The sequence below is a fragment of the Staphylococcus sp. EG-SA-15 genome (genome assembly GCF_017151895.1).
GTDB classification, from domain to species: domain Bacteria; phylum Bacillota; class Bacilli; order Staphylococcales; family Staphylococcaceae; genus Staphylococcus; species Staphylococcus aureus.
The window spans coordinates 57,663-84,425 of record NZ_JACVZN010000007.1; the positions used below are offsets into that span (position 1 = coordinate 57,663).

Genomic DNA, 26,763 nt, shown 5'->3' on the forward strand with positions numbered 1-26,763 from the left:
AGAGTATTTTAATAATGTAGACTATAATATAAAGCGAGGTGTTGTTAATGTTATTTAAAGAGGCTCAAGCTTTCATAGAAAACATGTATAAAGAGTGTCATTATGAAACGCAAATTATCAATAAACGTTTACATGACATTGAACTAGAAATAAAAGAAACTGGGACATATACACATACAGAAGAAGAACTTATTTATGGTGCTAAAATGGCTTGGCGTAATTCAAATCGTTGCATTGGTCGTTTATTTTGGGATTCGTTAAATGTCATTGATGCAAGAGATGTTACTGACGAAGCATCGTTCTTATCATCAATTACTTATCATATTACACAGGCTACAAATGAAGGTAAATTAAAGCCGTATATTACTATATATGCTCCAAAGGATGGACCTAAAATTTTCAACAATCAATTAATTCGCTATGCTGGCTATGACAATTGTGGTGATCCTGCTGAAAAAGAAGTTACACGCTTAGCAAATCACTTAGGTTGGAAAGGAAAAGGTACTAATTTTGACGTGTTACCACTGATTTACCAATTACCTAATGAGTCAGTTAAATTTTACGAATATCCTACTTCATTAATTAAAGAAGTACCTATTGAACATAATCATTATCCAAAATTAAGAAAATTGAACTTAAAATGGTATGCAGTCCCTATCATTTCCAACATGGACTTAAAAATCGGTGGCATTGTGTATCCAACTGCACCCTTTAACGGTTGGTATATGGTAACTGAAATTGGCGTACGTAACTTTATTGATGATTACCGTTACAATTTACTAGAAAAAGTTGCAGATGCGTTTGAATTTGATACACTTAAAAATAATTCATTTAATAAAGATCGAGCACTTGTTGAATTGAACTATGCTGTGTATCATTCCTTTAAAAAAGAAGGCGTATCAATTGTCGATCATTTGACCGCTGCAAAGCAATTCGAACTATTCGAACGTAACGAAGCACAACAAGGTCGTCAAGTTACCGGAAAATGGTCTTGGCTAGCACCGCCATTATCTCCAACATTGACGTCAAATTATCATCACGGATATGACAATACAGTAAAAGATCCAAACTTTTTCTATAAAAAGAAAGAATCAAATGCTAACCAGTGCCCTTTCCATCATTAAGTTAGTAGAGGTGTAGCATATGCAATTATATTATTTAGGCCCTAAAGGTACATTTTCATATTTGGCTTGTCGTCAGTATTTTTCTGAAAATGAAGCAACTTTTCAACCAAAGTCAAATTTATTTGAAGTCATCAAGGCAGTTGCAGATGATGACACATCGATTGGTGTTGTCCCTATTGAAAATTCTATAGAAGGAACAATCAACATTGTGGCAGATGCACTTGCACAGCAAGATGTCTTTGCACACGGTGAAATACGTTTAGATATTAACTTTGCATTATATGGTAATGGAACAGATTCCATTTCTGATATTAAAAAAGTGTATTCTATTGCACCAGCAATCAGTCAAACAACAAATTACATACATCAACATCAATTTGACTATGATTATGTCGACAGTACAATTCAAAGTTTGACTAAAATTGAAAATGGCGTTGCAGCAATTGCACCTTTAGGTAGTGGCGAAGCTTATGGTTTTACACCTATTGATACACATATTGAAGACTATCCACATAACGTGACACGTTTTTTAGTTATAAAAAATCAGCAGCAATTTGATCAAAATGCGACATCATTGATGTTTTTAATTACACCAATGCATGATAAACCTGGGCTGTTAGCAAGTGTGCTTAATACATTTGCTTTGTTTAATATTAATTTATCCTGGATTGAGTCTCGTCCTTTAAAAACACAATTAGGTATGTATCGATTTTTCGTTCAGGCTGATTCTGCAATTACAACCGATATAAAGAAAGTCATTGCTATTTTAGAAACCTTAGATTTCAAAGTAGAAATGATTGGTGCTTTTAATTAAACTTTATTTTCTAGGTTCTACAATTTAAATAAAATAAAGAGTCAACCAAGGATTAAAATAGGAATCCATCCTTGGTTGACTTTCTTTTGTTTGTATTGTTTTTACACGATGCTGCGGTATACGTTTCATTACCACTCGTTCAAGCAATTGCTAATGTAACCTTTTATTTTTCGTTCTAATCTGCAATTACTATTTCAATGGCAGTGGTTGATTTATATCAATACCTAAAACTATAGGCATTACATAATACACGACTAAAATAATAATTATTGCACTGATTAAGTTTACCCAGAATCCTACTGATGCCATTTGTTTGATAGATATTTTACCTGAACCAAAGATAATTGCATTCGGTGGTGTCCCTACTGGTAACATGTATGCACAGTTAGCCGCCATAGCTGCAGGTGCCATAAGTAGTAATGGATGCACTCCAACAGCAACAGACAACGTTGCTAAAATCGGTAAAATCATCGTTGCAGTTGCAGTATTAGATGTCACTTCAGTTAAAAATAAGACAAAGATTGTTATGACAATTACAATAAGAATCGGACTAACACCATTTAATGATTTCAACTGTTCGCCTAACCATTTTGCTAAACCACTTTCAGAAATACCTTTCGCTAATGCTAAACCGCCACCAAATAAAATTAATACACCCCAAGGGAGCTCTTTTGCAACTTCCCAGTCAATGATACGGCGATGTTTTTCAGTATTTTTAGCTGGAATAATAAATAATAATATTGATATAAAAATAGCAATCGTACCATCTGCAACAGATGACGTAACTTCCCATTTTTTCAGAAGAAACTCTCTTGTAATCCATAATAAGCTGGCAAGTACAAAGATAGTTTGTACTACCTTTTCTTCATACTTCATTTTGCCAAGCTCGTCTAACTTTTGTTTAATTAACGTCTGACCACCAGGTAAATATTTCAAATCATGTCTAAACGCAACATATCTTAAATAGAGCCAAGTAATACCTAACAAAACAATGACCGTTGGAATCCCTACAATCATCCATTTAGCAAAACTAATTTCATGTCCAAAATGTTGCATGTATTGTCCTTTTAAAATAATTAATGGCGGGGTTCCGATTAATGTACCCAAGCCACCAATCGTACCTGCATAGCCAATTGCTAAAACTAGAGATTTTTCAAACTTTTGAATACTTGTTTGATTCGTATTGGCTTCTTGTAAATCATGTGCTTCCTTAATAATTGCTAAACCAATCGGAATCATAATCATTACAGCTGCAGTGTTCGATACAAACATAGATAAGAATCCTGTTGCCACCATGAATCCAAGTAATATTTTTGAAGTGCTTGCACCAATTAAATTAATAATAGTCAAAGCTACTCTCGTATGTAAATTCCATCTTTCCATTGCAATTGCCAAAATAAATCCACCTAAAAACAAAAAGATAATATCATTGCCATATTCGGATGATACTTGTTCTGGTGTAAGTATGTGACCTAATGGTAATAACACAATTGGTAATAAGCTCGTTGCTGCAATAGGAATTGCTTCAGTAATCCACCAAGTCGCAATCCATAAAGTAATCGCTAAGACATATACGCCTTTCCAAGGTAAGTCTTGTGGATGAAAGAACAATAATGTTAATAGGAAAAGTAATGGACCTAATATTAGTCCAATAAGTTGTCCCGCACTAAACGGTTTCTTTTTCTTTGATTTTGAAAAGAATGTTAAATACCTTTTCGATATCATTGATTGATGTTGATTGAAATAAGCCATAAATTTCCCCCTCATGATGATTATGACAAGCTACTTCAACTCACTATATTAGAGTATAGAAAGTTGTCTATCTTGTATTATCATTACCGTCAAAATACCCCTTTTATCAGATAATTGGGTTTATTATAGCATATTTATACCGTTTTATGAATGCGCTTTCAAAAATTATCTACTATTCTTAATCCTAATGTCATGCGAAACTTTTTACTTTTTTATTTCATCTATATTGATTGTAGTAACTTGAATACCCGCTTCAACAGGACTTAAAAACACTGTATCAATATCTTCTAAATGAATTGATTGAGTCGAATTATTGAATGTATTCCCAACGATTAATACATCTTTATGTTTAACATTATTATAATTACGTACATGTATCGCATCTTTAGACATTGATCCTTTAAATTCATTTCCAATTATATTCATATTTATGCCTGCTTGGGAACCTAAGTCTTTTCCTGTCATCACATCTGCTGCATTTTTACCATCTCTAACTCCTAAATATCTAATACCACCCTCACAGTTAATAAACTTATTATTAATAATGAAAGCATCTTTATACTTCAAGGGAGTTAATGCATAACCTTGTATATCTTCAAATATATTATTTCTAATATGAATATTCTCATAGTAACGATTATGTCTACTTGCATGTGAGCCAATAGCACGATTCCAACTTCCCATTTCGGGCAATTCTGAAGGTCCAAAATAACAATCTTCGATAACGACATTTTTCGTTATCGTACCATCTGTCGTTCCGAATTTTGGAAAAGCACCAGGTACTTGAATGTCTAATTGTATTGCTTCAGAATAAAAGCGTTCGCCACTATAGTCTATGAATCCTTCAAATGAACAGCTTTTAATATAGAGTCCGTTAATCCCACAAGCATCAATTGCATGACCACTCACTACATTCTTAATGGTCACACCTATTAATTGAATATCTTCAGCATGCCCAATGCACATAGCTGTATTGTTATAAGGATACGATACACCATTCATATCAAACTTGCCGCCTTTAATATGAATATGACTGTGTCCATTATAACCACGATAAAAACCAAAGCGATGACCATTTTTTAATAAAGGACCAGAATGACATCGGCGTAAAATAGTTTCATTATCTAACAAAAGTGTTGTATTGCCATATATCGTTAATGGTTTGCAAATATCATACGTCCCTTTCGGTATATAAACTGTCGTTGGTTTACATCTTCCACGATTTAACGCACGTTGTATTGCTCGAGTATCTTTAGTTTTGTTTATGCCTGTTAACCCATAATCTTTCATATTGATATACATAAATCGTCATCCTTTGTCTATTTTCTAATTACTCATATATTAACCAATTATTCAAATTATAATCGTGTTAGGTTGATTTAGCAGATAGTCATAAATCTCGTGATGCCATCTATTAGCATTTTTATATTCAAAACATCAACACTTGATATTAGTTCTAAGTTTGTCACATTTAGTATTCTATTACAGCTATTTTAAAACTATCGCAAAAACTTCTTATATTATTTGTTGATTGCGTGATTTGCTCTTCCAAAAAAGTTGATTAATCTATATACTTAATCTATATTTATATATTAACCATTAGGGTTAAAAATTACTCTAGCATTTATGAATAGATGGGAGTTTATTTTATTATTATATAGGAGAGATGTTGAATGACACATCGCGCACTATTAGTTGTTGACTATTCATATGACTTTATCGCAGATGACGGCTTACTAACATGCGGTAAACCTGGACAAAATATTGAAGATTTTATTGTTTCTCGTATCAATGACTTTAATTATTATCAAGACCATATATTCTTTTTAATGGATTTACATTATTTACATGACATTCATCATCCTGAAAGTAAATTATTCCCACCACACAATATCGTAGATACAAGTGGTAGAGAATTATACGGTAAAGTAGGTAAATTATACGAAACAATTAAAGCGCAACCTAATGTACATTTCATTGATAAAACGCGCTATGATTCGTTCTTTGGTACCCCGCTTGATAGTTTATTGAGAGAAAGAAGTATTAATCAAGTCGAAATCGTTGGTGTATGTACCGATATTTGCGTGTTACATACAGCAATTTCTGCATACAACTTAGGTTATAAAATTTCAGTACCTGCTGAGGGAGTGGCTTCATTTAATCAAAAAGGGCATGAATGGGCACTTGCACATTTCAAAAACTCATTAGGTGCAGAGGTAGAACAACACGTTTAAATCGTGCTAAAATAATTATAAAGAATACAATTTACAAGGGAGATATTTGACAATGGCTAAAACATATATTTTCGGACATAAGAATCCAGACACTGATGCAATTTCATCTGCGATTATTATGGCAGAATTTGAACAACTTCGAGGTAATTCAGGAGCCAAAGCATACCGTTTAGGTGATGTGAGTGCAGAAACTCAATTCGCGTTAGATACATTTAATGTACCTGCTCCGGAATTATTAACAGATGATTTAGATGGTCAAGATGTTATCTTAGTTGATCATAACGAATTCCAACAAAGTTCTGATACGATTGCCTCTGCTACGATTAAGCATGTAATTGATCATCACAGAATTGCAAATTTCGAAACTGCTGGTCCTTTATGTTATCGTGCTGAACCAGTTGGTTGTACAGCTACAATTTTATACAAAATGTTTAGAGAACGTGGCTTTGAAATTAAACCTGAAATTGCCGGTTTAATGTTATCAGCAATTATCTCAGATAGCTTACTTTTCAAATCACCAACATGTACACAACAAGATGTTAAAGCAGCTGAAGAATTAAAAGATATTGCTAAAGTTGATATTCAAAAGTACGGCTTAGATATGTTAAAAGCAGGTGCTTCAACAACTGATAAATCAGTTGAATTCTTATTAAACATGGATGCTAAATCATTTACTATGGGTGACTATGTGACTCGTATTGCACAAGTTAATGCTGTTGACCTTGACGAAGTGTTAAATCGTAAAGAAGATTTAGAAAAAGAAATGTTAGCTGTAAGTGCACAAGAAAAATATGACTTATTTGTACTTGTTGTTACTGACATCATTAATAGTGATTCTAAAATTTTAGTTGTAGGTGCTGAAAAAGATAAAGTTGGCGAAGCATTCAATGTTCAATTAGAAGATGACATGGCCTTCTTATCTGGTGTTGTTTCTCGAAAAAAACAAATCGTACCTCAAATCACTGAAGCATTAACAAAATAATACTATATTACTGTCTATTTATAGACATGTTGTATTTAACTAACAGTTCATTAAAGTAGAATTTATTTCACTTTCAATGAACTGTTTTTTATTTACGTTTGACTAATTTACAACCTTTTCAATAGCAGTTTTCATTCCTTTAGCTATCCTAACCCACAGATTAGTGATTTCTATACAATTCCCCTTTTGTCTTTACATTTTCTTAAAATATTTGCGATGTTGAGTATAAATTTTTGTTTTCTTCCTACCTTTTTCGTTATGATTAAAGTTATAAATATTATTATGTACACGATTCATCGCTCTATTTTCAACTTTCAACATATATAATTCAAAAGAACATTTAAAATTAACGGCCACAACATTCAAATCAATTACTCACTTTTCCAAAATAATCATATAAGGAGGTTCTTTTCATTATGAATATCATTGAGCAAAAATTTTATGACAGTAAAGCTTTTTTCAATACACAACAAACTAAAGATATTAGTTTTAGAAAAGAGCAATTAAAGAAGTTAAGCAAAGCTATTAAATCATACGAGAGCGATATTTTAGAAGCACTATATACAGATTTAGGAAAAAATAAAGTCGAAGCTTATGCTACTGAAATTGGCATAACTTTGAAAAGTATCAAAAATGCCCGTAAGGAACTTAAAAACTGGACTAAAACAAAAAATGTAGACACACCTTTATATTTATTTCCAACAAAAAGCTATATCAAAAAAGAACCTTATGGAACAGTTTTGATCATTGCACCATTTAACTATCCTTTTCAACTAGTGTTCGAACCTTTAATCGGTGCTATTGCAGCAGGTAATACAGCAATTATTAAACCATCTGAGTTGACACCAAACGTTGCACGAGTGATTAAACGATTAATCAATGAAACATTTGATGCAAATTACATTGAAGTTATTGAGGGAGGAATTGAAGAAACGCAAACGTTAATTCACTTACCTTTTGACTATGTCTTCTTTACAGGAAGTGAAAATGTAGGCAAAATCGTTTATCAAGCTGCCAGCGAAAATTTAGTTCCTGTGACATTAGAAATGGGCGGTAAATCTCCAGTCATCGTTGATGAAACAGCGAATATTAAGGTTGCCAGTGAACGCATTTGTTTTGGGAAATTCACTAATGCCGGCCAAACATGTGTTGCACCTGATTACATTTTAGTACACGAATCTGTAAAAGATGATTTAATCACAGCCCTATCAAAAACGTTGCGTGAATTTTATGGTCAAAATATACAACAAAGTCCAGATTATGGCCGCATTGTAAACCTTAAACATTATCATCGTCTGACGTCATTACTTAACAGTGCACAAATGAATATTGTATTTGGTGGTCATAGTGATGAGGATGAACGTTATATAGAACCAACATTGTTAGATCACGTTACAAATGATTCAGCAATTATGCAAGAAGAAATTTTTGGTCCTATCTTACCGATTTTAACGTATCAGTCATTGGATGAAGCAATAGCCTTTATTCACCAAAGACCAAAACCTTTGAGTTTATATTTATTTAGCGAAGATGAAAATGCTACGCAACGTGTAATAAACGAGTTATCATTTGGCGGCGGCGCTATTAATGATACATTGATGCACCTAGCGAATCCTAAATTACCATTTGGTGGTGTTGGCGCCTCAGGTATGGGACGCTATCATGGTAAATATTCATTCGACACTTTTACACATGAAAAAAGCTACATTTTCAAATCTACACGATTAGAATCAGGTGTCCATTTACCACCATATAAAGGTAAATTTAAATACATCAAAGCTTTCTTTAAAAATTAATTTTTGAGACAAAAATAAACCATGCTTCCATAATTTGATGTTCTTGAAAACAATAAATTTCAAGGTATACACAAATTTTTTGGAAACATGGTTTTCTTTTTATCATGATTAATTAAAGATTAAAATATGACACATACACCTTCAGATGCTACACGAGTGTTATCACATAGCGTAATTTTACCTGTTTCTTTATTTCTTTCGAAAACAGTTACAACTGAATCTCCTTGCTCATGAGCACAAACTAAAAGGTCATCTGATGAGGCAATATTAAAATCTCTTGGGAATTGACCACCACTTTCAGTAATTGTTACTAGTTCTAAGTGTTGACCATTATCAAGAACTTTAAAAATTGCAATGCTATCATGCCCTCTATTAGATACATATAAGAATTGTTGATCATGAGACAAACGCACTGCTGCAAGTTTAGTATCTCCATCAAAGTTTTCAGGAATTGTTAAATGACGCTCGAGCTCTTCAAATTTACCGTCATTATATTCTGCAACGCTCACAGTATTTGATAATTCGTGTACGACATAAGCAAATTTTCCATTATCATGAAATTCAATATGTCTTGTCCCATCACTATCTTTAAATAAAGATTCTTTATAAAATTCAAACCCGTTGTCATCAAATTTATAAGTAACGATACGATCAGCACCTAAATCTGTTACTGCAACGTACTTACCATCTGGAGTTTGATTAATATAATGTGCGTGTGGATGATCTTGTCTTTCATGTGTACCTGTTGGAAAACCATGTGCAAGTTCTTGAATTAGACGTATAATTTCACCTGTGTGCGTATTTAATTCATACATACGTATGATGCCAGCACCATATACCGCTTCAAATAAATATCGTTTATCTTCTGAAATCGATACATAACAACCTGTACCAGCTTTTGAAGACAAACATTTATTTAATAAATGCAATTCACCATTGTCATCAATTTTCAAACTTGCAACACCGCATTGTTCTCCTTCTTTGTTGATTCCATATAAAACTTCATTATTACGCACCAAATATGTAGACGCTTCTAATTCAAATCCTGTTTCTAATAAATCAATACGTGACTGATTTTCGTTTAATTCAAAACGATAAATCCCTTTACCATTCTTTTTAGTGTAAGAACCAATATATCCATTTGTCATTACTTTTACCCCTCCATGTTAGTCTTATTTTCATTTTATTAAATTTTAGCTAGAATTAACAATCATTTATCATTTCCTTAAAGCTAAAACTATTTAACTACTTTAAAAGAACTATTTGCTGTGATATGTCATTATTCGATTTTAATTAATCCCTCTTTTTTACTTACACGAGCATTAATTATTAACGCGTTTATGCTTCCACAAAATTTTTGTTGCAAAATAGAACACATGTTCGTATAATGTAATTATCAGATTGGGGTGAATTAAGGATGACAAGTTATGAAGAAGAAACTGATTATCGTAACGTTCCAAGAGAATTACTAGATAACAATATACCTATGGGAAGAGGCATGATTAAATGGGCTCCTTTTGCAACATTACCCGAACAATTCGAAACGATTCAACAATACATTATCGACCAAAACAAAATTACACGTCCTGTATTATCAGATGATCAATTGGCTGAGCTAAACATTCGGCTACACGAGGCGCTACAATATGCCCAACCTGTAGAAGTTAAATTTTATAATAATGGCTTTGTAGATTCAGTACGCTTAACCATTTATCGTATTGATGCTATTAATTATGAAATTGATGGTTATGTTTACAATCAGCAACAACGTCAAAAAATTTCTATCTTTGATATCTTAGATATTGTCTTGTTACCTTAATGCTTTGAACATAATTAAAGGCAAGAACAATCTATATTGTCCTTGCCTAAATGTTATTAGTTATTTTTACTTTCGATATCAGAAATAATTTCTTTAGTTTTTCTTTCAATATCTTCAAAATCTTTTTTAAAGATATAAGCAAATGCTACTACACCAACACCAGCAACTAATGTTGTAATAGCAACTAAGCTAAATACGAATTTAAACACACATTTAATAAAATTCCACATCTCAATTTCACCTCTGTTAAATTAAATACCTATCTACATTTCATTATACTATCATATATAGAATAATCATTAAATAAATACCCACTTTTACGAAATATATTCATCAAATTATATAGCGAGCAAGCTAATGATTATTTTCAAAAATGCCGAGGAACCTCTGTTTCAACGTGACATGACCTTATATGCTAATGTTAACAATGACTATTATCGTGAATGCTAACTTAAGATTGTTATTTATGATAAGATGATTTTAAGTTTTTAACTTAATATCCCCACCATCTATAAAAATATGTTTTAACTGATTGATAAGTCTTATACACCGAGAAATCACCTCAAACAATTTTATATTTCATTTAGTAAAATATAACTTTATTTAACATGACATTCAATATACATACGATTACTATTTATTTACAATATATTACAACTAAAAAGAAAGGGGCCGATGATATGCAACAAGTGACATCAGATATTATGACTTTTAGAGGTTCACATTTCGAGTTAGGTGTTAAAACTGGTAAATGGCTTCAACAAACACCTCTTCTAAAAAATCGAGAAAAAGAATGGAAAAAACGTGTCCCACGTTTCGATATAGATGTAAATGAAACTTATCAAATATTCCAAACATACGCACCTCAAATATGGGAAGAATTAATGGGACTACAAAGTATACTCAAAATGCCAACACGCCAAATTATTTTAAACTTTGGACATTATCGTTTTACCGATTTAAAAGAAAGTGGTTGCACGGTCTTTCAAGGCAAAGACTTCATGGTTAGAAATTATGATTACCACCCTGCAACTTATGATGGTCGCTACTTACTTTATCAACCTACAGATAGCGGTTTAGCTCAAATTGGTCCTGTATCAAGGGTAACTGGAAGAATGGATGGTATGAATGAGTCAGGATTAACTATGGGCTATAACTTTATGCACCGGAAGAAACCAGCAAATGGTTTTGTATGTTATATGATTGGTCGTCTAATTCTTGAAAATTGCCGAAATGTAACAGAAGCAATCCAATTATTGAAAGAAATACCACACAGAAGCTCATTTAGCTACATACTGATGGACAAATCATTGAACCATGCAATTGTTGAAGTGACGCCGAGATCAATAGATGTTCGTTATGATAATATATGTACAAATCATTTTGAAATATTAACACATGAAAATCGCAATTATACAAAAGAATCTAAAGAAAGACTGGCGCGTACCATTTCACAAACTAATGATAATTTAGATATGACTACAGCATTTAAGTTATTCAATAATCCTCAGTATGAAATTTACAGTAAACTATTCAAAAGCTGGTCTGGCACCATCCATACATCAATGTATCACCCTGAAACATTAACTGCATATTTTACATTGGGAGAAAATGCGCCACCAGAAATAATAGATTTCAAATCATGGTTAGATGGTCAAGACCTTAATATCACTCACTTTACTGGCAATATAGATACCGACTTAACTTTTGCCAACAAATAAATAACACCGATATTAGAGAAATTATGCTTCCTAATATCGGTGCTTACATCCTTTATTTATTCAACTTTGATATTACCATCAATCGTATAAAATTCTAAAACATTGTCGCTTTTCCCAACTTTACCATTAGTAAATGTTTTATTTTTAACTACGCTATCACCCGTTCCCGGATTTAGCTTTAGTATAGTGTCTTCAGGTTTACTATCATACTTAAAAAGAATATCTCCTTGTTTAGTAGAAGCTTTTGCATCTACTTTTGATGGCATGTTTTTAAATTCAATGTCACCATGATCATTTAAAAATATGGATTGTTTAATTTGACTCTTGTCGATTTGTAGCGTACCAATAACAACTTTAATATTGCTATTTTTAATGTTACTTTTACTAATATAAGTAGAACTATTATTTGTCTTTGAATCTAGTGCGTCAAGATTTGAGTTTTTAATAACTACTTCACCGTTAATGCTTTGAATACTTGTGTTCTCTAAATCAACATCACTGATTCTAACACTTCCTGCCCCAGATGATAGATTTAAACGTTTAATCATTTTATCAGGCATTTCAATCGTTAACGTTTTCTTATTCTCATGAAAAGGATTCATATCAATTGCATATCCTCTTGTCTTAGACCTTTTATCACTAATCTTCAACGTCTTATCTACTATATTAATTAATATATCATTGTCACCATCATATTTAACTCTAAATTGATTCCCCCGTTTTATACGAAGTTCTGTACTATCCAAATTTATAGATACATTGTCAAAAGCATCGTCTTTGAATGTTTTATCATATTGTTTAGTACCATATTTGTTTTTATCATAGCTGAACCAAATAATGGTTGCTGCTGTAAAAAAGACAACAAACACTAAAAGCCCAATAAAAAAGAATTTCTTCATTTTCTAACGCTTCCTTTGACAGTTTTAATATACCAAAGTAAATATTTTAAGATTAAACGATAAATGTATTCTAAAATCTTAAATATGACAATGATAAATACTAATCCTAATCCTGAATATGATATGGCAAAAAATACATTACTAATTGAGTCCACAATTCCTCTGGATATTGCTGATGCTAATAAAATAATTGGACAAAACAGCAGCAAAAGTGATATTAAAAATAATGCTAATACAAATAATCCAACTATAGATACTGGTATAAGGATGACAAAAATAGATAGAATGCCTAAACTTAATGAAGCAGCAACAGCTCTTGAAATATTTTCAAATGTTGGTTTAGATTCAGCATAATCAATAACACTTCTAGCTTTTGTTTCAGCTGCAACATCTTGTGGGTCTTTTAACTTCTTTAAAATTTCCCCTTCATCAACGCCATTAAGTTCTTGCTCATAAAAATAACGTTCATATTCATACATTTTTTGATCTCTTAAATGCCTAGGTAGCGCATCAAGTGCTGTTTCTAATTCATTTAAATAAGTAATCTTGTTCATATAGGTCACTCATCCCAATAAAATTATTCATTCGTTTTTTATAACTTTAAGACCTAAAGCTATTTACTAAAAAATTCAATACGTTTAATTTCTAAATCTTGATAAAGTAAGTTTAATTTTAAATGGTTATCTCTATCAATATACTTTACCGATGAGAAATCATTGCCAACTTTTGTTCTTTTATATCCGAATCCAAGATTTTCAATCGCGTTATTTATCGGCGAACCAATTCCCCCATCAAAATTAGTATGTATCTTTTCATCTCTTACTAATATTATCCCCTTAACGATGTTATCCTTTTCTCTCACTTTAACGGTAAGATCAGGGTGAGCTTTACTGTTATAAAATTTAAAACGATCAAACTTAATTTTTTTATTTACTTCATAGCCTTTTTTATCAAACTTCTCATTTAATTTAATATCGTTTATTTCAAGATTAGACAAATCCACAGTTTTCGTATGACGATATTGATATAAACCAATTAATACACCAAAAGAACAGATTAAAAATAATATAAACACAACCCAGCGATTTTGAATACGCACTGATGTCACCCTTTCTTTGTACTTATTTAAATATAGCATAAGGTGCTTCCCGTTTCATCCTTAACAAAAATTAACAAAGAATTTGCAATTAATTTATTTCATTACCTTTTATTACTATAAATTGGTATAATGTTGTAAATGCTAAAGGAGGTTTTTACAATGACAAATTTAGAAACTTATTTCAAAAATAGCCAACCCTTAAATGAATACATTGATGGAATGAAGACAAATCAAGATACCGTTCTCAGTATCTATCAATCATTTGAGTTACCAGAAGATGATTCACGCATCAAAAAAATAAAAGAGATGAATTATTCTAAAGTATTAGTAATTACTGAAGACTGGTGTGGAGATGCAATGATGAATCTCCCAATTCTAAAACACATCAGTGAAGCATTAAATTTAGAAGTACGCGTGTTCCATAGAGATGATGATACAAAACTGATCGATCAATATTTAACAAATGGTAAATCACGTGCAATTCCTATCTTCGTATTCTTGAATGATCAATTCGAACAAGAAACAGTTTGGGGACCAAGAGCAAATGAAGTCCAAAAATTTGTAACTGATGTTCGTGCTGATAAATTACCGAGCAAAGATCATCCAGACTATGCAGATTTAGAAAAAGAAACACACTTAGTTATATCAAACCGCTATAAAACTGACGCTTCATTTTGGAAAGCAGTTTATAATTCCATCCTAAATAAATTAGAAAATAAATAAATTTACAATAAGACAAACTTTGAGGTTGGGAAAATTTAAAATTCCCAACCTCAAAATTATTTTTATTAAATGTCTTTTTTAGCGACATATAAGATATTCAAAATGAAGAATATCACTATAGAACCTAATGAAATTACCCATTGCCAATTGCTAAAATCAAAGTTAGAGCTAATCATTTTATCAGTTAAGTAAGCAAAAGGGATATAATCAAAAGCATCTAAAACTTTTTCACCGTATCTTGGGATAAATGTAATAAAAGGTTTAATAAACGGTACAATGAGTACTAAAAATACACCTAATGAAAATATCATTGCTGTTTTTTGTGATGCAAGTGTGATTAAGAATAAAAACAAGCCAAAGAATAGTAAAAAGATTAGGAAGAACCATAAATTATCTACATATTTAGAAAACGCCAAATTTTTTCCATTACTAGATGCCTGCACAACAATCAAAATCACATAATGAATTAATGCAAATAATATTGAAATTAAAATAATTGAAATTGTTTTCGAAATAATGTATCCAACGCGTGTTTTAACTTTACTCATATATAGTTGAATTGTACCTTGTGAAAAATCACGCGTAATTGTCTTAACAACAAACATTAATCCAATTATTAACAATAACCATTTTGCTGCAGCAAATACAGATCCATAGACAATAATATGTTTCGGGTTATCCATCGAATTTGCCATAAGTATACTTTGAGTTGCAATCAAACTAGATACGACTAGTATCGCTAAATATGTTAAAGGACTTTTAAATATACTATAAAAATCATACTTAACTAAATTTAAAATTCTCATTATTTATCACCTCTTTGATTTATATTGAAGTACGTATCACGCAATGAACTTTTACGTGTTTCAATATATTTCGGATAAATATCTAATTCAGATAATGCTTTTAGTATAACTTGATAATTTTTTTGTGCATTGATCATTAAATGTCCGTCTGCTTTGTCGATATTTTGTAATTGGAAATGCTCTGCAAGATATTTTTCAGTTCTATCAAAGTCTTTATGATCAACAGTAACTATCGTTGTGTCAGATGCAACACCTTCCTCCATGTTTACATCTTGAACAAAATGTCCGTCTCTTAAAAATACAGCTCTATCACAAATTAATTCAATATCTTCTAACTTATGACTTGATATTAGAATTCTCATATCAAGTTCATTTACTAAAGACTTAATTGTAGTCAGCACATCAATTGAGCCATCTGGATCCATACCATTTGTAGGCTCATCCAAGATTAAAAATTTAGGTTTATTCATTAAAGATACTGCAATTGCTAATTTTTGCTTCATCCCCATTGAATATTTCTTAACTTTCTTTTTAATATAAGGTCTCATACCAAATGCATCTATAATTTTGTCTGTGTATGCTTTATCAAAACCCTTACCTAATACTTGTGCAAATAATTTCAAGTTATACAATCCTGATTTATTATCATATAATTTAGGATGCTCAATTAAAAAACCGATATTATCTGCATTATCAATATCTACTTTTCCATCAAATTTAATAATATTACCATTCATTACTTTCATAACGGTTGTTTTACCAACACCGTTTTTTCCTATTAATCCGACAATTCTACTATCGCCAAAGTCAAAATCAATATCATTTAAAACGACATTTGAGCCGTATTTTTTTGTAATATGTTCTAATTTCATCGACTGCCTCCTTTAAATTTTCTAGTATTTATTTTATTGAGCTGTTTAAAATAATTAACAATAAGTATAACAATGCTTATAATTAGAAAACCAATATTTAAAATATATGAATATAAATCTGGGAATGATGATTGACTTAGAAGAAAATAATTCACCAACACTATTGCAATTGAAAATAAAAATGGAACTAAAATGATAATAGTAAACACGTATATACCATATGGCACTTTGACTCTACGCAATTCTGTAAATTGACTAAATGCAATTGGTATAGACAAGAAGTTAGATATGACAAATGCATATGCAGTTGAAAAATAGATTGAATTTGGTTCAATCACATCTGCTTCATAAGCATATAAACTAATAACAAGCGTTCCAATTAATGTTAAAACAATGCATGTAATATAGTTGGCATTAAGCAATTGTTTTTTTGACACTGGTAAACTCATATAAAAATAATATGAATCATTACCACCTAATCTACGATTGAGTCTAAATAAGTGACCAGCATCTAAAATCCAAATAATCAATATTGTTGGACTAATAAAAGATTGCAATAGGTAAAAGAACTTTGTTGAGTCAAGCATTACATAAATAGGATATAAGGTTAATAATAGAACATAGATGATAAGTGTATATCGTCGTAATTTAAAATTCCTAATTAACAGTGCCTTCATTTAAAAACCTTCTTCCATCAATTTGATGTTTTCATGGTATTTAGGTTTTCTCTTTTCAAGATAAACCATTAAATTCTCAATAGAAGGTGTAGTGATATTCACTTTTTGACCTAAAATTTCTTTAAATACTTGCGCATGTTCTGTTAATCCTATAAATCCCGTACGCTTATGTTCTTCGTAAATCAGCAAAGCAGCCAATTCTTCATCTAAATCTTCGAGGGCTCCACTCACAACTTGATATCTTTGTAACAGTTGTTCTTTTGAACCATTTAAGATAACTTCACCGTCACTTAAGTGAATGATATAATCAGCTATTTTTTCTAAATCTGAGATAATGTGTGTCGACATGAATATTGTTTTATTTTCATCAATTAATTCTTGCTGAATTATCTCCAATAGCTCATTTCTAGCTAAGGGATCAAGACCTGAAGTAGGCTCATCAAAAATATACAATTCAGCATGATGTGAAAATGCAACTGCTAGTGATAATTTCATTTTCATCCCAGTCGAAAATGTTTTTATTGATTTATTGATTGGTAAATCGAACTTTTCAAGATAAAATTCAAATACTTGATGGTCCCATTTACGATAAAAAGGGGCAATCATTTTTTCAAGTTGCTTCGTAGTCCATCTCTCATTAAAATAATTTTCAGAGTAAACAAACCCAATTCTATTCTTTAACTCTATCGGATTGAGAGCCATATCCTCTTCTAATACTCTAATAACACCAGTTTGTGGTTGATACAAATCCATAATTAACCTTATTATTGTGGTTTTACCAGCGCCATTTCTACCAATAAAACCAGTGACGAATCCTTGAGGAACTTTGAAAGAGATATTCTTTAAATTAAACTGATCACTTGAATAATTAACATTACTTAATTCTATGGCATTCATGATGATTCCTCCTCATAAATGAACGTTAAAATATCTTGAAGTTCCTCAAGTGACATTTCGATGGCTTGCGCTTCATTAACCAATTCTTTAACCAAATTTTCAATGGTAAAAAATTGTTTCTCTTTTAAAATAGAACTATCTTGCTCCTTAACAAAGGTCCCTTTTCCTCTAATTGTTGTAACAAAACCGTCTTTCTCTAAATCTTCATAAGCACGTTTGGTAGTAATCAAACTTACTTGAAGATCTTTGGCAAGTTCTCTCATTGACGGCAAATGCTCTCCAGGAGCAACATATCCCTTTAAAATATTTTGTTTTACTTGTTGCTTAATCTGTTCATAAATCGGAAAATCACTATTGTTTTTTAAAATTATTTTCATCAACGTCCCCCTATCACTTTCTGTATATATACAATATACACAATATACACAGTTTTGTAAATATGCATGTCTCATTATCAACCAGTCTTCAGAAATAACACTGAGTATTGTATTACTAGCAGTTGAATAAAATGAAATGACACTACCATTTAATCTTGCATTGTCTACTTCAATAAAAAAGACTGCTAAAACGAATGTCTTTAATCTCTACGTGACAACCGTAGCGTCAACATAAACAATCGTTTTAAACAGTCAATTCTATTTACTATTTTTACGTCGATCATTACTTCTACTTATAAAAGCACAAATCATAAACATAATCGCTGCTAATAATAATTTTATACCTTGGCTTTCATGATTAGTTGCTTGTAAATAATAACCAATAATAAATAAAATAATTGCAAGTACTACAAATATTTTTGTTAGATGTTTCAATTTATTTCACCTCAACATCGACATTATAACAAATATAAATTTTTTTAATAAGTTATTGAATTTCAAAAGTTCAAGGTACTAATCACTTTCAACTAAAATAGCGCAACAAAACCATTCAATCAAAATGATTATTGATTGCGATATATTGTGTTCAATGATATTATTTAAGTGTATCCGCAGAATTATACTACACAACCCCAAGTCTGGTACCAGCAGACTTGGGGTTATTTATGTGTGTAGGATCATTTTTTATTTTTCCATTTCAGTTCTAACCAAAGTCGAAAAATAATTAGTAAGCCACCTGTAATAAGTGTCATCATCCCTTCTTGCCACCACATCATTACACTACACCTCCGTTCGACTAAAGTATCATACTGAAGGATGACCTACACCTATTCTAACATAAAAACAGAACATATGTTCGTATTTTGGCAGCAGATTTTACATATTATTCGTTAATTCACCAACAACACTTTATCTTTGGTATAATTGAAGATAATATATAGGCATACAATTTTTTTAAAGAGAGGTTAAGCAATAATGAATCCTTTAGCCCAAAGCTTAAATGAACAACTTCAACAGTCAAATGCAACTGCCTTTGCAATGTTATCTGACTTAGGTCAAAATATGTTTTATCCAAAAGGCATTTTATCTCAATCTGCTGAAGCAAAGAGTACAACATATAATGCAACTATAGGTATGGCGACAAACAAAGACGGAAAAATGTTTGCATCATCTTTAGATGCAATGTTTAATGATTTAACTCCAGATGAAATATTCCCTTATGCGCCACCACAAGGCATCGAAGAATTACGTGATTTATGGCAACAAAAAATGTTGCGTGACAATCCAGAGCTATCAATCGACAACATGTCACTACCAATTGTTACGAATGCATTAACACATGGTTTATCTTTAGTTGGCGATTTATTTGTAAATCAAGGTGACACTATCTTGTTACCAGATCATAATTGGGGTAATTACAAACTTGTTTTCAATACGAGAAATGGTGCAAACCTTCAAACATATCCTATCTTTGATAAAGACGGGCATTATACTACTGATTCACTTGTAGAAGCTTTACAATCATACAATAAAGATAAAGTCATTATGATTTTAAATTATCCTAATAATCCGACAGGTTACACACCTACGCATAAAGAAGTGACTACCATCGTCGATGCAATTAAAGCATTAGCTGATAAAGGTACAAAAGTTATAGCTGTTGTGGATGACGCATACTATGGTTTATTCTATGAAGATGTGTATACTCAATCATTATTTACTGCATTATCTAATTTAAATTCAAATGCAATATTACCTGTTCGTTTAGATGGTGCAACAAAAGAATTTTTCGCATGGGGATTCCGTGTTGGGTTTATGACATTTGGAACGTCTGATCAAACAACTAAAGAAGTATTAGAAGCCAAAGTAAAAGGTCTTATACGAAGTAACATTTCTAGTGGACCTCTTCCAACACAAAGCGCTGTTAAGCATGTATTAAAAAATAATAAACAATTCGATAAAGAAATCGAACAAAATATTCAAACATTAAAAGAACGCTATGAAGTCACTAAGGAAGTTGTCTATGCTGATCAATATCATTCACATTGGCAAGCCTATGACTTTAACTCTGGATACTTTATGGCAATAAAAGTTCATGATGTTGACCCTGAAGAACTTCGTAAACATTTAATTGAAAAATATTCAATTGGTGTTATTGCACTTAATGCAACAGATATTCGTATTGCGTTTAGCTGTGTAGAAAAAGAAGATATCCCACATGTATTTGATTCAATTGCTAAAGCGATTGATGACTTAAGATAATTAATTTCAACCAATAATCTGATGAGTATGACTCGGATTATTGGTTTTTTATTTTTAAAATTATTCCTTCTTTCAAAGTATCATAAGATATATTTTATTCAGCAACTTGTCAAACACTATACCTAATTAGTTTTATACATCTCTCCTAACAAAATCAAAAAATCGGACAGATGAAAAGTAAAAAACTTTTTCTATCAGTCCGATTTATTATAGAACCAATTTATATAACTTTTGGCAAATCACTTCAAACATTCAAGCATCACATCTCTACAAATGTAAAAGGCACCCCACGATTGTGAGATGCCTTATTATAAAATTAAAGATTAGAATTTAAGTTCAATATCTACCTTTTTAATGTCAGTTGCTTTAAATACTCTTTCATCTTTATACTCAGTTTTTAAGTCTACATATTTTGACGAACCATTTTTAAAATACACTTTATACACTGCGCGTTCAGCAAGTCCTATGTCATGTTTAGTTATCCCTTGATCATTTGCCATTGCTGATTTAAGTTTTATACTTAAATCATTAATTGTAATTTTGCTTGCATTATAGAACACAAATTCATTTGAAACTATGTTTTCAAATTTATTTATTGTTACTGGGAATTTCACATTATTAGATTTATTTATTTTTTTTTTGATTTAGTGTATTGTTTTACATCAATATCAATCTTTTTAATATCTTTGGCACTAAATAAATTAGGTGTAAAGATGTCTGATTTTAAATTCACTACTTGTTTCTTTCCATTTTTGAAATATACTGTATATTTTGCTTGTTTCGCAAATTTTAAGTCAAGATCACTGATGCCTCTTTCACTTTTTAATACAGATTTCACTTTGTCATTTAAATATTTGTAACTAATTAATTGTTTATTCGAAATTTTTAGTTTTGATAAAATTGGTGTTGATGTGCCATTTACTGCAATTGTATATGGTACATAGCTATCCGCTTTCGCTTTTGACCCTGTTTTAACATCAATATCTATCTTTTTAATATCTTTGGCACTAAATAAATTAGGTGTAAAGATGTCTGATTTTAAATTCACTACTTGTTTCTTTCCATTTTTGAAATATACTGTATATTTTGCTTGTTTCGCAAATTTTAAGTCAAGATCACTGATACCTCTTTCACTTTTTAATACAGATTTCACTTTGTCGTTTAAATATTTGTAACTAATTAATTGTTTATTCGAAATTTTTAGTTTTGATAAAATTGGTGTTGATGTGCCATTTACTGCAATTGTGTATGGTACATATCTGTCTGCTTTCGCTTTAGTTCCTGTTTTAACAGTAATTTCAATTCTCTTAACATCTTTCGCATGAACTAAGTTTGCTGTGTAATTTTTTGAATTTAACTGTAAGATTCTTTTACCACCATTTTTAAAATAAACAGTATAATAAGCTTTCTTAGCATATTTTAAATCTTGTTCACTAATACCTCTATCATGCTTCAGTACTGATTTTATTTGACTAGTTAAATTTTTGTAATTTGTCCAAGGTTTATTTGAAAATGAAAGATTCGATAAAATGTTTGTAGATGTACCATTTAAATTAATTGAATATGGAACTTGATAGTTTCTTTTAGCTTTATTTTCGATATGTTTTTTTGTATCTACGTTAATATTGATACTTTTAATATCACTTGAATTGATTAAATTCGCTGTGTAAATACCTGATTTCAAATCTATAACTTTCTTCGTTCCATTTTTAAAATTAACTGTATATTTCGCTTGCTTCGAAAGTCTTAAATCAACATCAGTAATACCTCTATTTGATTCTAAAACTGATTTAACTTTACCCTCTAAATCTTTGTAACTAATATTTTGATTTTTATTAAATGTTAGGTTTGATAAAATGTTTTGGCTTGTGCCGTTCACTGTGATTGTATATGGCACTTGAACATTTGCTTTAGCTTTATCTTTAGGTTGCTTTTTAGTATCTACGTTAACACTGATAGCTTTAATGTCACTTGTATTGATTAAGTCAGCTGTGTAGATACCTGATTTCAAATCGATAACTCTTTTTGTTCCATTTTTAAAATGAACCGTATATTCCGCTTGCTTTGAAAGTCTTAAATCGATATCACTAATACCTCTATTAAAGTATAAAACTGATTTAACTTTATTCTCTATATCTTTATAACTAATATTTTGATTCTTATTAAATGTTAAGCTTGATAAAATGTTTTGGCTTGTACCGTTCACAGTAATTGTATATGGAATCTGGATGTTAGAATGTCCATGGTGTAATGTACTTGATGATTTATCTAATGGCTTAGCTGCGGCAGATGCTTCGTTAGTATTAAAGTTTGCTCCTGTTGATGCTATAACGCCTAATGCTAATGTTGTTGTAATCAATGACTTAAATTTCATAAATTATCTCTCCTTTTTTATGTAATTCGTGATTGCAACTTTATTATAGCCAGACTTTCTCTATTTTTTGAATTAACTGAATATTAATAATAAATTATCTTTAACAATAATTTTTTAACACTGTTAAAAGTTCTTTTAATTTTGATTAACTAACTAATTTACAATACCTAAAATGTTGTTTGATTTTGTTTATACCAAGTTTCAAACTTAAATGTCATAACAATCTTCATTTCTTAATTCCGATTATATTTGTCAATTATATTTACAGCATCTTTATACTCAAAAAACATTTACTTAAAAATATAAATTCGATTTAATAATTAATTTAAATTTAGTTAATCAATTTTGCATCTATTTTGTTGTAAGCTATATAAAAGGAGTGATAATGATGGTGAAAAAAACAAAATCCAATTCACTAAAAAAAGTTGCAACACTTGCATTAGCAAATTTATTATTAGTTGGTGCACTTACTGACAATAGTGCCAAAGCCGAATCTAAGAAAGATGATACTGATTTGAAGTTAGTTAGTCATAACGTTTATATGTTATCGACCGTTTTGTATCCAAACTGGAGACTTTTAACATAAAATTACTTATCATTCAAAAAGTAAAACAGCATAATATCAAGGTTTATAACTTTATCATTATCAATAATACCTCATATAAAATAAAATTTTAGGGACTTTTTAGGGACTTTAAATTTAAAATTACAAGTTTAATAGAAACATCAAAATAATCACATGTTTGTGTGGAATGTACACCCCAAAAGCTAGACTGAAAAATCTATTTTTTGAGGTGTATTTTTATAGGTAAATATAATAAATTAGAGTAGACAACTCAGAATTCCAATTTTATAATAATATTGCTTGACATATCAAACTAGATAGTACTATTTTGAATATATTATTATAATCAAAAATTCATTGTAAACTTTTAAACAAAAGGAAGTAATAAAAACGTGAAATTTAAAACAACTAAAGAATGTAAAAGTAATAATATCTTTAAAAGAAGTCAAGAAATTAATAATAGTGAAAGTGAAAAGGGTTGTTTATGGGGCATTAGCATGTTGATTCTACTTTTCTTATTGATTCTGTTTGGAATAACTGCTTGTTCATCAAGCATTCACTTTATTAATTAGATTTTTTTACTTGGAGGTATCATGTGAAGAACCATACAAATATAATTAATATCTTATTAGTTATAGTCAACTCATTAACTCATTTTCTAACTCTAAACACCTCATTTTTTAATAATTCAGCATCGGATTTCTGTTTTATCATAGGGGCTATATTTTTCTTGATCGGAATTTTTGTTGCAATATACGGTATGAAGCGAGCAACATATTGGTTAAACTTATTGATTTTATTTACCAATATTTTTTATTTTCTACACTTCTGTGTTTTACTTTTGTTAAAATATATAGGATTTAAATTATTTATTTATGAAGGGTGTGTATTGTTATTTACCTAATTTATAGTCTAATTGTCTATTTCATCTGCATTATAAATTTTTTCATAATGGCCGCACCATTCTTAATGACTAATGCTGATTATGTATGGACGCCTATGACTACAGTTACGTTATTTATTTTGAGTTTGATTATTTTCTTGATATTTATAAAAACAAAAGATGTCGTTCATTTAACAATTTTCATATTAAACTTACTTTTTTCAATACTTTATTGTTTACCTATACTGTTTTATTTATGAACACTTTTATATTATCTAGAAAATTAAAACCACCCTTTTACGGGTGGTTTTTTTAATATTTACTTTTTAGTGCTTCGTCAATTTCATTATAAATCTTTTGAAGTTGATATTTTGCTTCTGACATTTTCTTAAAGTCTTTTGACTTAAGAGCATACATTGCTTTTTGACCTGAAATTTTTATAGTTCGCTTATAATAAGTGTTTAAACTTCCAGTAGCTAATTCATTAACATTTAGTTCATCTAATAACGATTTTAATTCATTAGCTAACTTTTCGTTTTGATATTCATTCGATGTTGGCAAGCTTGTGCTAGCTTGTGCCTCATTTTTATCTAGATTAGTTACTAGTGGTGATGCTAAAACGATTGCTAAAGTTCCCGCAAGTATAGATTTTCTAATTTTCATTTTTTATTCTCCTTAGTAATTAGTACTAATTTATTTTAATGACTAACTAAAAAAAAGTACATTAATTATTCATTAACTATATAGATCTTCTTATTAAATGAAAATTAATAAATTATCAAATTGACATACCTTATTGTATTTATAGAAAAACAAAAAAAGGTAAGCACCGAAATGCTTACCTACTTCCCATAAACAATATAACACATATACATTGATTTGGAAAGCGCAAAAATAAATTTAATATACTAGCCCGAAGGGGAGCAATACATAAAAAATGAAAGGCGCTCCTTGAAAACGCCCAAGGTAATATTAACATAAAATGGCTACTATTGCATTATCTAATTTTATTTAATTAAAACAAATATATAGCACAAAAAAACTAGCCCGAAGGCTAGCTTATGAATAGATGAAAATTTGAACACATTGCTGTGTCTAAAATGATTATAGCATAATTTCAAACTATTCTATAATAAATTAATTAACTTCATATGAAACTTTACACACTTTTTTTCAAAGTGCGCTAAAATTACCAAAACTGCTTATTCTATTACCTGCCTTGTCTACCTCTCCTGTCGCTATATAACAACGTTGTCCATTATTAGCAATATAAGTAATCCATCTATAGCCATTAATGCAATATGCGCCGTCATATTTGATCGTTGCGTTATTGGGTAATACACCTGTAATTCTTGAATTAGTTGAATAGCCATCCCTCACGTTATTACCTTTAACATTGGCAACTGTGTAATAACCAGTCTCTTTTTTATACGGTACATTGTTTTTATCGAGTGTATAACCTGCTGGCACTGGTGAATTCTTTTCATTTTTAGCTGGTGTTTTAACATTACTGATACCTGATACACACTTCCAATAAAAATAACCACACCATTTAAGATGCGGTGTAGCGACTGTAATATTTCTATGTTGTTGAGATATATGTATCGAGTGAAGGGCAAAAAGGATATCAATTGCAGGATAAGTGTTAGGTTACTAGGCCACTTAACAGGCTATATAGTTCACTCCTACTATATACACTTAATTATAACATAAAAAGCACCCCGTAAACTATTATACGGGAATGCTAAAGTCATATATACTACGGGGGAGTAGTATGAAAACTATGCTCTCTATCATAAGAAAAAAACACCCAGTGACATGCTTGGGTGAACAAGGATAGATGTAAATAGTTGATGCATGTGTAACACATCATAGCAAAAAACTAGCCCGAAAGCTAGCTATAACATACAATCTAAAAAGACGTCCTTTGAATACGTCTAGAAAGATTATAACATAAAAAAATAGGCAAGTACCGAAGTACCTGCCTAAAAAAGGATTATCCACTTTTTCATCCTAACTGATTTCTCCCCATAAGTCACCTAATATCTGATTAGGTGGGGAAGAACCATTCGTGCATGAATGAGAAT

At 30.5% G+C, this 26,763-nt stretch carries 32 protein-coding genes and 1 pseudogene; 14 read left to right on the plus strand and 19 right to left on the minus strand.

From position 1 onward, the window contains the following. Window positions 1-47 precede the first annotated feature (47 nt). From IDG64_RS05520 to IDG64_RS05530, 3 genes are all read left to right on the plus strand, one after another. Window positions 48-1,124, plus strand: coding sequence for a nitric oxide synthase oxygenase (locus IDG64_RS05520; protein WP_000897635.1), 1,077 nt, complete (start codon window positions 48-50; stop codon window positions 1,122-1,124). Window positions 1,125-1,143: 19 nt separating this feature from the next. Next, window positions 1,144-1,938: a prephenate dehydratase gene (locus tag IDG64_RS05525; RefSeq protein WP_001177828.1), complete on the plus strand. Its 795-nt coding sequence runs from the start codon at window positions 1,144-1,146 to the stop codon at window positions 1,936-1,938. Window positions 1,939-2,009: 71 nt separating this feature from the next. Beyond that, window positions 2,010-2,117 carry a hypothetical protein gene (locus IDG64_RS05530; RefSeq protein WP_001802312.1) on the plus strand — a complete coding sequence of 36 codons (108 nt, stop codon included), beginning with the start codon at window positions 2,010-2,012 and terminating at the stop codon, window positions 2,115-2,117. A 10-nt stretch (window positions 2,118-2,127) separates the two neighbouring features. On the opposite strand, the gene IDG64_RS05535 is transcribed toward IDG64_RS05530, so the two are convergent. Together IDG64_RS05535 and IDG64_RS05540 are read right to left on the minus strand one after the other, a co-directional pair. Next, entirely contained in the window at window positions 2,128-3,690 is a 1,563-nt protein-coding gene (locus tag IDG64_RS05535; RefSeq protein WP_000323161.1) for an SLC13 family permease, read from the minus strand. Between the two features lie 204 nt (window positions 3,691-3,894). After that, entirely contained in the window at window positions 3,895-4,992 is a 1,098-nt protein-coding gene (locus tag IDG64_RS05540; protein WP_000275727.1) for a glycosyl hydrolase family 28-related protein, read from the minus strand. A 371-nt stretch (window positions 4,993-5,363) separates the two neighbouring features. On the opposite strand from IDG64_RS05540, the gene IDG64_RS05545 reads away from it, so the two are divergent. Next, complete coding sequence (locus IDG64_RS05545; protein ID WP_000149686.1) at window positions 5,364-5,924, plus strand: cysteine hydrolase family protein; 561 nt, start codon at window positions 5,364-5,366, stop codon at window positions 5,922-5,924. A gap of 52 nt (window positions 5,925-5,976) precedes the next feature. Then, the gene (locus tag IDG64_RS05550) at window positions 5,977-6,906 is read left to right on the plus strand and encodes a manganese-dependent inorganic pyrophosphatase (protein WP_001140871.1); all 930 of its coding nucleotides are present in this window, start codon (window positions 5,977-5,979) and stop codon (window positions 6,904-6,906) included. Between the two features lie 192 nt (window positions 6,907-7,098). Here the strand turns inward: IDG64_RS05550 and IDG64_RS05555 are convergent, their stop codons facing one another. After that, window positions 7,099-7,272 (minus strand): hypothetical protein, encoded by a 174-nt coding sequence (locus tag IDG64_RS05555; protein WP_072384913.1) that lies wholly within the window; start codon window positions 7,270-7,272, stop codon window positions 7,099-7,101. Between the two features lie 50 nt (window positions 7,273-7,322). Between IDG64_RS05555 and IDG64_RS05560 the strand changes: the two genes are divergently transcribed. Beyond that, window positions 7,323-8,702, plus strand: a complete 1,380-nt coding sequence (locus tag IDG64_RS05560; RefSeq protein WP_001021224.1) for an aldehyde dehydrogenase — start codon at window positions 7,323-7,325, stop codon at window positions 8,700-8,702. A gap of 119 nt (window positions 8,703-8,821) precedes the next feature. Here the strand turns inward: IDG64_RS05560 and pglS are convergent, their stop codons facing one another. Continuing rightward, a complete protein-coding gene (gene pglS, locus IDG64_RS05565; RefSeq protein ID WP_206171291.1) occupies window positions 8,822-9,850 on the minus strand; it encodes a 6-phosphogluconolactonase in 1,029 nt (342 codons plus the stop codon). Between the two features lie 269 nt (window positions 9,851-10,119). On the opposite strand from pglS, the gene IDG64_RS05570 reads away from it, so the two are divergent. Then, window positions 10,120-10,521 carry a YolD-like family protein gene (locus IDG64_RS05570; RefSeq protein ID WP_000205106.1) on the plus strand — a complete coding sequence of 134 codons (402 nt, stop codon included), beginning with the start codon at window positions 10,120-10,122 and terminating at the stop codon, window positions 10,519-10,521. Window positions 10,522-10,577: 56 nt separating this feature from the next. Here the strand turns inward: IDG64_RS05570 and IDG64_RS05575 are convergent, their stop codons facing one another. Next, window positions 10,578-10,751: a hypothetical protein gene (locus IDG64_RS05575; RefSeq protein ID WP_000267034.1), complete on the minus strand. Its 174-nt coding sequence runs from the start codon at window positions 10,749-10,751 to the stop codon at window positions 10,578-10,580. Between the two features lie 450 nt (window positions 10,752-11,201). Between IDG64_RS05575 and IDG64_RS05580 the strand changes: the two genes are divergently transcribed. Then, on the plus strand, window positions 11,202-12,242 hold the full coding sequence (locus IDG64_RS05580; RefSeq protein ID WP_001188074.1) for a C45 family autoproteolytic acyltransferase/hydrolase: 1,041 nt from the start codon (window positions 11,202-11,204) through the stop codon (window positions 12,240-12,242). 56 nt (window positions 12,243-12,298) lie between these two features. On the opposite strand, the gene IDG64_RS05585 is transcribed toward IDG64_RS05580, so the two are convergent. The 3 genes from IDG64_RS05585 to IDG64_RS05595 are packed head-to-tail and all read right to left on the minus strand — an operon-like array spanning window position 12,299 to window position 14,279. Further along, window positions 12,299-13,141 carry a DUF4097 family beta strand repeat-containing protein gene (locus IDG64_RS05585; RefSeq protein ID WP_000713071.1) on the minus strand — a complete coding sequence of 281 codons (843 nt, stop codon included), beginning with the start codon at window positions 13,139-13,141 and terminating at the stop codon, window positions 12,299-12,301. Beyond that, complete coding sequence (locus tag IDG64_RS05590; RefSeq protein WP_001033971.1) at window positions 13,138-13,695, minus strand: HAAS signaling domain-containing protein; 558 nt, start codon at window positions 13,693-13,695, stop codon at window positions 13,138-13,140. Before IDG64_RS05590 ends, IDG64_RS05585 begins: the two co-directional genes overlap by 4 nt. Before the next feature lie 59 nt (window positions 13,696-13,754). Continuing rightward, window positions 13,755-14,279, minus strand: a complete 525-nt coding sequence (locus IDG64_RS05595; RefSeq protein WP_000966288.1) for a membrane protein — start codon at window positions 14,277-14,279, stop codon at window positions 13,755-13,757. A gap of 120 nt (window positions 14,280-14,399) precedes the next feature. Here IDG64_RS05595 and IDG64_RS05600 point away from each other — a divergent pair, with 120 nt between their 5' ends. Continuing rightward, window positions 14,400-14,963 (plus strand): thioredoxin family protein, encoded by a 564-nt coding sequence (locus IDG64_RS05600; protein ID WP_000182842.1) that lies wholly within the window; start codon window positions 14,400-14,402, stop codon window positions 14,961-14,963. A 65-nt stretch (window positions 14,964-15,028) separates the two neighbouring features. Here the strand turns inward: IDG64_RS05600 and pmtD are convergent, their stop codons facing one another. From pmtD to IDG64_RS05635, 7 genes are all read right to left on the minus strand, one after another. Further along, window positions 15,029-15,769 carry a phenol-soluble modulin export ABC transporter permease subunit PmtD gene (gene pmtD, locus IDG64_RS05605; protein WP_001221651.1) on the minus strand — a complete coding sequence of 247 codons (741 nt, stop codon included), beginning with the start codon at window positions 15,767-15,769 and terminating at the stop codon, window positions 15,029-15,031. Further along, window positions 15,769-16,641 carry a phenol-soluble modulin export ABC transporter ATP-binding protein PmtC gene (pmtC, locus tag IDG64_RS05610; RefSeq protein WP_000763045.1) on the minus strand — a complete coding sequence of 291 codons (873 nt, stop codon included), beginning with the start codon at window positions 16,639-16,641 and terminating at the stop codon, window positions 15,769-15,771. The genes pmtD and pmtC overlap by 1 nt, the downstream gene beginning before the upstream one ends. Beyond that, a complete protein-coding gene (gene pmtB, locus IDG64_RS05615; protein ID WP_000645736.1) occupies window positions 16,638-17,318 on the minus strand; it encodes a phenol-soluble modulin export ABC transporter permease subunit PmtB in 681 nt (226 codons plus the stop codon). The genes pmtC and pmtB overlap by 4 nt, the downstream gene beginning before the upstream one ends. Further along, window positions 17,319-18,215 (minus strand): phenol-soluble modulin export ABC transporter ATP-binding protein PmtA, encoded by an 897-nt coding sequence (gene pmtA, locus IDG64_RS05620; protein WP_000991304.1) that lies wholly within the window; start codon window positions 18,213-18,215, stop codon window positions 17,319-17,321. Further along, window positions 18,212-18,592: a PSM export ABC transporter transcriptional regulator PmtR gene (gene pmtR, locus IDG64_RS05625; RefSeq protein ID WP_000691587.1), complete on the minus strand. Its 381-nt coding sequence runs from the start codon at window positions 18,590-18,592 to the stop codon at window positions 18,212-18,214. The genes pmtA and pmtR overlap by 4 nt, the downstream gene beginning before the upstream one ends. 258 nt (window positions 18,593-18,850) lie before the next feature. Further along, on the minus strand, window positions 18,851-19,027 hold the full coding sequence (locus IDG64_RS05630) for an SE1626 family protein (RefSeq protein ID WP_000681968.1): 177 nt from the start codon (window positions 19,025-19,027) through the stop codon (window positions 18,851-18,853). A 242-nt stretch (window positions 19,028-19,269) separates the two neighbouring features. Next, the gene (locus tag IDG64_RS05635) at window positions 19,270-19,368 is read right to left on the minus strand and encodes a Trp-rich small protein (RefSeq protein ID WP_000990056.1); all 99 of its coding nucleotides are present in this window, start codon (window positions 19,366-19,368) and stop codon (window positions 19,270-19,272) included. Between the two features lie 199 nt (window positions 19,369-19,567). Between IDG64_RS05635 and IDG64_RS05640 the strand changes: the two genes are divergently transcribed. Further along, window positions 19,568-20,854 carry an aminotransferase class I/II-fold pyridoxal phosphate-dependent enzyme gene (locus IDG64_RS05640; RefSeq protein ID WP_001068523.1) on the plus strand — a complete coding sequence of 429 codons (1,287 nt, stop codon included), beginning with the start codon at window positions 19,568-19,570 and terminating at the stop codon, window positions 20,852-20,854. A 323-nt stretch (window positions 20,855-21,177) separates the two neighbouring features. Here the strand turns inward: IDG64_RS05640 and IDG64_RS05645 are convergent, their stop codons facing one another. After that, window positions 21,178-21,468 carry an MAP domain-containing protein gene (locus tag IDG64_RS05645; RefSeq protein ID WP_000671712.1) on the minus strand — a complete coding sequence of 97 codons (291 nt, stop codon included), beginning with the start codon at window positions 21,466-21,468 and terminating at the stop codon, window positions 21,178-21,180. 14 nt (window positions 21,469-21,482) lie between these two features. Then, a complete protein-coding gene (eap, locus tag IDG64_RS05650; RefSeq protein WP_001823221.1) occupies window positions 21,483-23,228 on the minus strand; it encodes an extracellular adherence protein Eap/Map in 1,746 nt (581 codons plus the stop codon). 388 nt (window positions 23,229-23,616) lie between these two features. On the opposite strand from eap, the gene IDG64_RS05655 reads away from it, so the two are divergent. The 4 genes from IDG64_RS05655 (at window position 23,617) to IDG64_RS05665 (ending at window position 24,936) form a co-directional block, all read left to right on the plus strand. Continuing rightward, window positions 23,617-23,814 (plus strand): phospholipase, encoded by a 198-nt coding sequence (locus tag IDG64_RS05655; RefSeq protein ID WP_000239610.1) that lies wholly within the window; start codon window positions 23,617-23,619, stop codon window positions 23,812-23,814. Between the two features lie 371 nt (window positions 23,815-24,185). After that, window positions 24,186-24,365, plus strand: coding sequence for a hypothetical protein (locus IDG64_RS05660; protein WP_000669791.1), 180 nt, complete (start codon window positions 24,186-24,188; stop codon window positions 24,363-24,365). A 23-nt stretch (window positions 24,366-24,388) separates the two neighbouring features. After that, window positions 24,389-24,697 carry a hypothetical protein gene (locus tag IDG64_RS15515; protein WP_001789576.1) on the plus strand — a complete coding sequence of 103 codons (309 nt, stop codon included), beginning with the start codon at window positions 24,389-24,391 and terminating at the stop codon, window positions 24,695-24,697. After that, window positions 24,676-24,936: a hypothetical protein gene (locus IDG64_RS05665; protein ID WP_001791826.1), complete on the plus strand. Its 261-nt coding sequence runs from the start codon at window positions 24,676-24,678 to the stop codon at window positions 24,934-24,936. The genes IDG64_RS15515 and IDG64_RS05665 overlap by 22 nt, the downstream gene beginning before the upstream one ends. 52 nt (window positions 24,937-24,988) lie before the next feature. On the opposite strand, the gene scn is transcribed toward IDG64_RS05665, so the two are convergent. Together scn and IDG64_RS05675 are read right to left on the minus strand one after the other, a co-directional pair. Next, entirely contained in the window at window positions 24,989-25,339 is a 351-nt protein-coding gene (gene scn, locus IDG64_RS05670) for a complement inhibitor SCIN-A (RefSeq protein ID WP_000702263.1), read from the minus strand. A 510-nt stretch (window positions 25,340-25,849) separates the two neighbouring features. Continuing rightward, window positions 25,850-26,188: pseudogene (locus IDG64_RS05675) on the minus strand (SH3 domain-containing protein); the annotation flags it as partial. Between the last annotated feature and the right edge of the window lie 575 nt (window positions 26,189-26,763).

Bases quoted from the DNA above. Each gene is read 5' to 3' on its own strand.
- IDG64_RS05525 (WP_001177828.1), top strand. From the start codon at position 1,144: ATGCAATTATATTATTTAGGCCCTAAAGGTACATTTTCATATTTGGCT.
- IDG64_RS05640 (WP_001068523.1), top strand. From the start codon at position 19,568: ATGAATCCTTTAGCCCAAAGCTTAAATGAACAACTTCAACAGTCAAAT.
- IDG64_RS05535 (WP_000323161.1), bottom strand. From the start codon at position 3,690: ATGGCTTATTTCAATCAACATCAATCAATGATATCGAAAAGGTATTTA.
- pmtR (WP_000691587.1), bottom strand. From the start codon at position 18,592: ATGAAAATAATTTTAAAAAACAATAGTGATTTTCCGATTTATGAACAG.
- IDG64_RS05580 (WP_001188074.1), top strand. From the start codon at position 11,202: ATGCAACAAGTGACATCAGATATTATGACTTTTAGAGGTTCACATTTC.
- IDG64_RS05600 (WP_000182842.1), top strand. From the start codon at position 14,400: ATGACAAATTTAGAAACTTATTTCAAAAATAGCCAACCCTTAAATGAA.
- IDG64_RS05545 (WP_000149686.1), top strand. From the start codon at position 5,364: ATGACACATCGCGCACTATTAGTTGTTGACTATTCATATGACTTTATC.
- IDG64_RS05590 (WP_001033971.1), bottom strand. From the start codon at position 13,695: ATGAACAAGATTACTTATTTAAATGAATTAGAAACAGCACTTGATGCG.
- IDG64_RS05520 (WP_000897635.1), top strand. From the start codon at position 48: ATGTTATTTAAAGAGGCTCAAGCTTTCATAGAAAACATGTATAAAGAG.
- eap (WP_001823221.1), bottom strand. From the start codon at position 23,228: ATGAAATTTAAGTCATTGATTACAACAACATTAGCATTAGGCGTTATA.
- IDG64_RS05635 (WP_000990056.1), bottom strand. From the start codon at position 19,368: ATGATGTGGTGGCAAGAAGGGATGATGACACTTATTACAGGTGGCTTA.
- IDG64_RS05570 (WP_000205106.1), top strand. From the start codon at position 10,120: ATGACAAGTTATGAAGAAGAAACTGATTATCGTAACGTTCCAAGAGAA.
- IDG64_RS05585 (WP_000713071.1), bottom strand. From the start codon at position 13,141: ATGAAGAAATTCTTTTTTATTGGGCTTTTAGTGTTTGTTGTCTTTTTT.
- IDG64_RS05550 (WP_001140871.1), top strand. From the start codon at position 5,977: ATGGCTAAAACATATATTTTCGGACATAAGAATCCAGACACTGATGCA.
- pmtB (WP_000645736.1), bottom strand. From the start codon at position 17,318: ATGAAGGCACTGTTAATTAGGAATTTTAAATTACGACGATATACACTT.
- IDG64_RS05575 (WP_000267034.1), bottom strand. From the start codon at position 10,751: ATGTGGAATTTTATTAAATGTGTGTTTAAATTCGTATTTAGCTTAGTT.
- IDG64_RS05595 (WP_000966288.1), bottom strand. From the start codon at position 14,279: ATGCTATATTTAAATAAGTACAAAGAAAGGGTGACATCAGTGCGTATT.
- pglS (WP_206171291.1), bottom strand. From the start codon at position 9,850: ATGACAAATGGATATATTGGTTCTTACACTAAAAAGAATGGTAAAGGG.
- IDG64_RS05655 (WP_000239610.1), top strand. From the start codon at position 23,617: ATGGTGAAAAAAACAAAATCCAATTCACTAAAAAAAGTTGCAACACTT.
- IDG64_RS05540 (WP_000275727.1), bottom strand. From the start codon at position 4,992: ATGTATATCAATATGAAAGATTATGGGTTAACAGGCATAAACAAAACT.
- pmtC (WP_000763045.1), bottom strand. From the start codon at position 16,641: ATGAAATTAGAACATATTACAAAAAAATACGGCTCAAATGTCGTTTTA.
- pmtD (WP_001221651.1), bottom strand. From the start codon at position 15,769: ATGAGAATTTTAAATTTAGTTAAGTATGATTTTTATAGTATATTTAAA.
- scn (WP_000702263.1), bottom strand. From the start codon at position 25,339: ATGAAAATTAGAAAATCTATACTTGCGGGAACTTTAGCAATCGTTTTA.
- IDG64_RS05560 (WP_001021224.1), top strand. From the start codon at position 7,323: ATGAATATCATTGAGCAAAAATTTTATGACAGTAAAGCTTTTTTCAAT.
- pmtA (WP_000991304.1), bottom strand. From the start codon at position 18,215: ATGAATGCCATAGAATTAAGTAATGTTAATTATTCAAGTGATCAGTTT.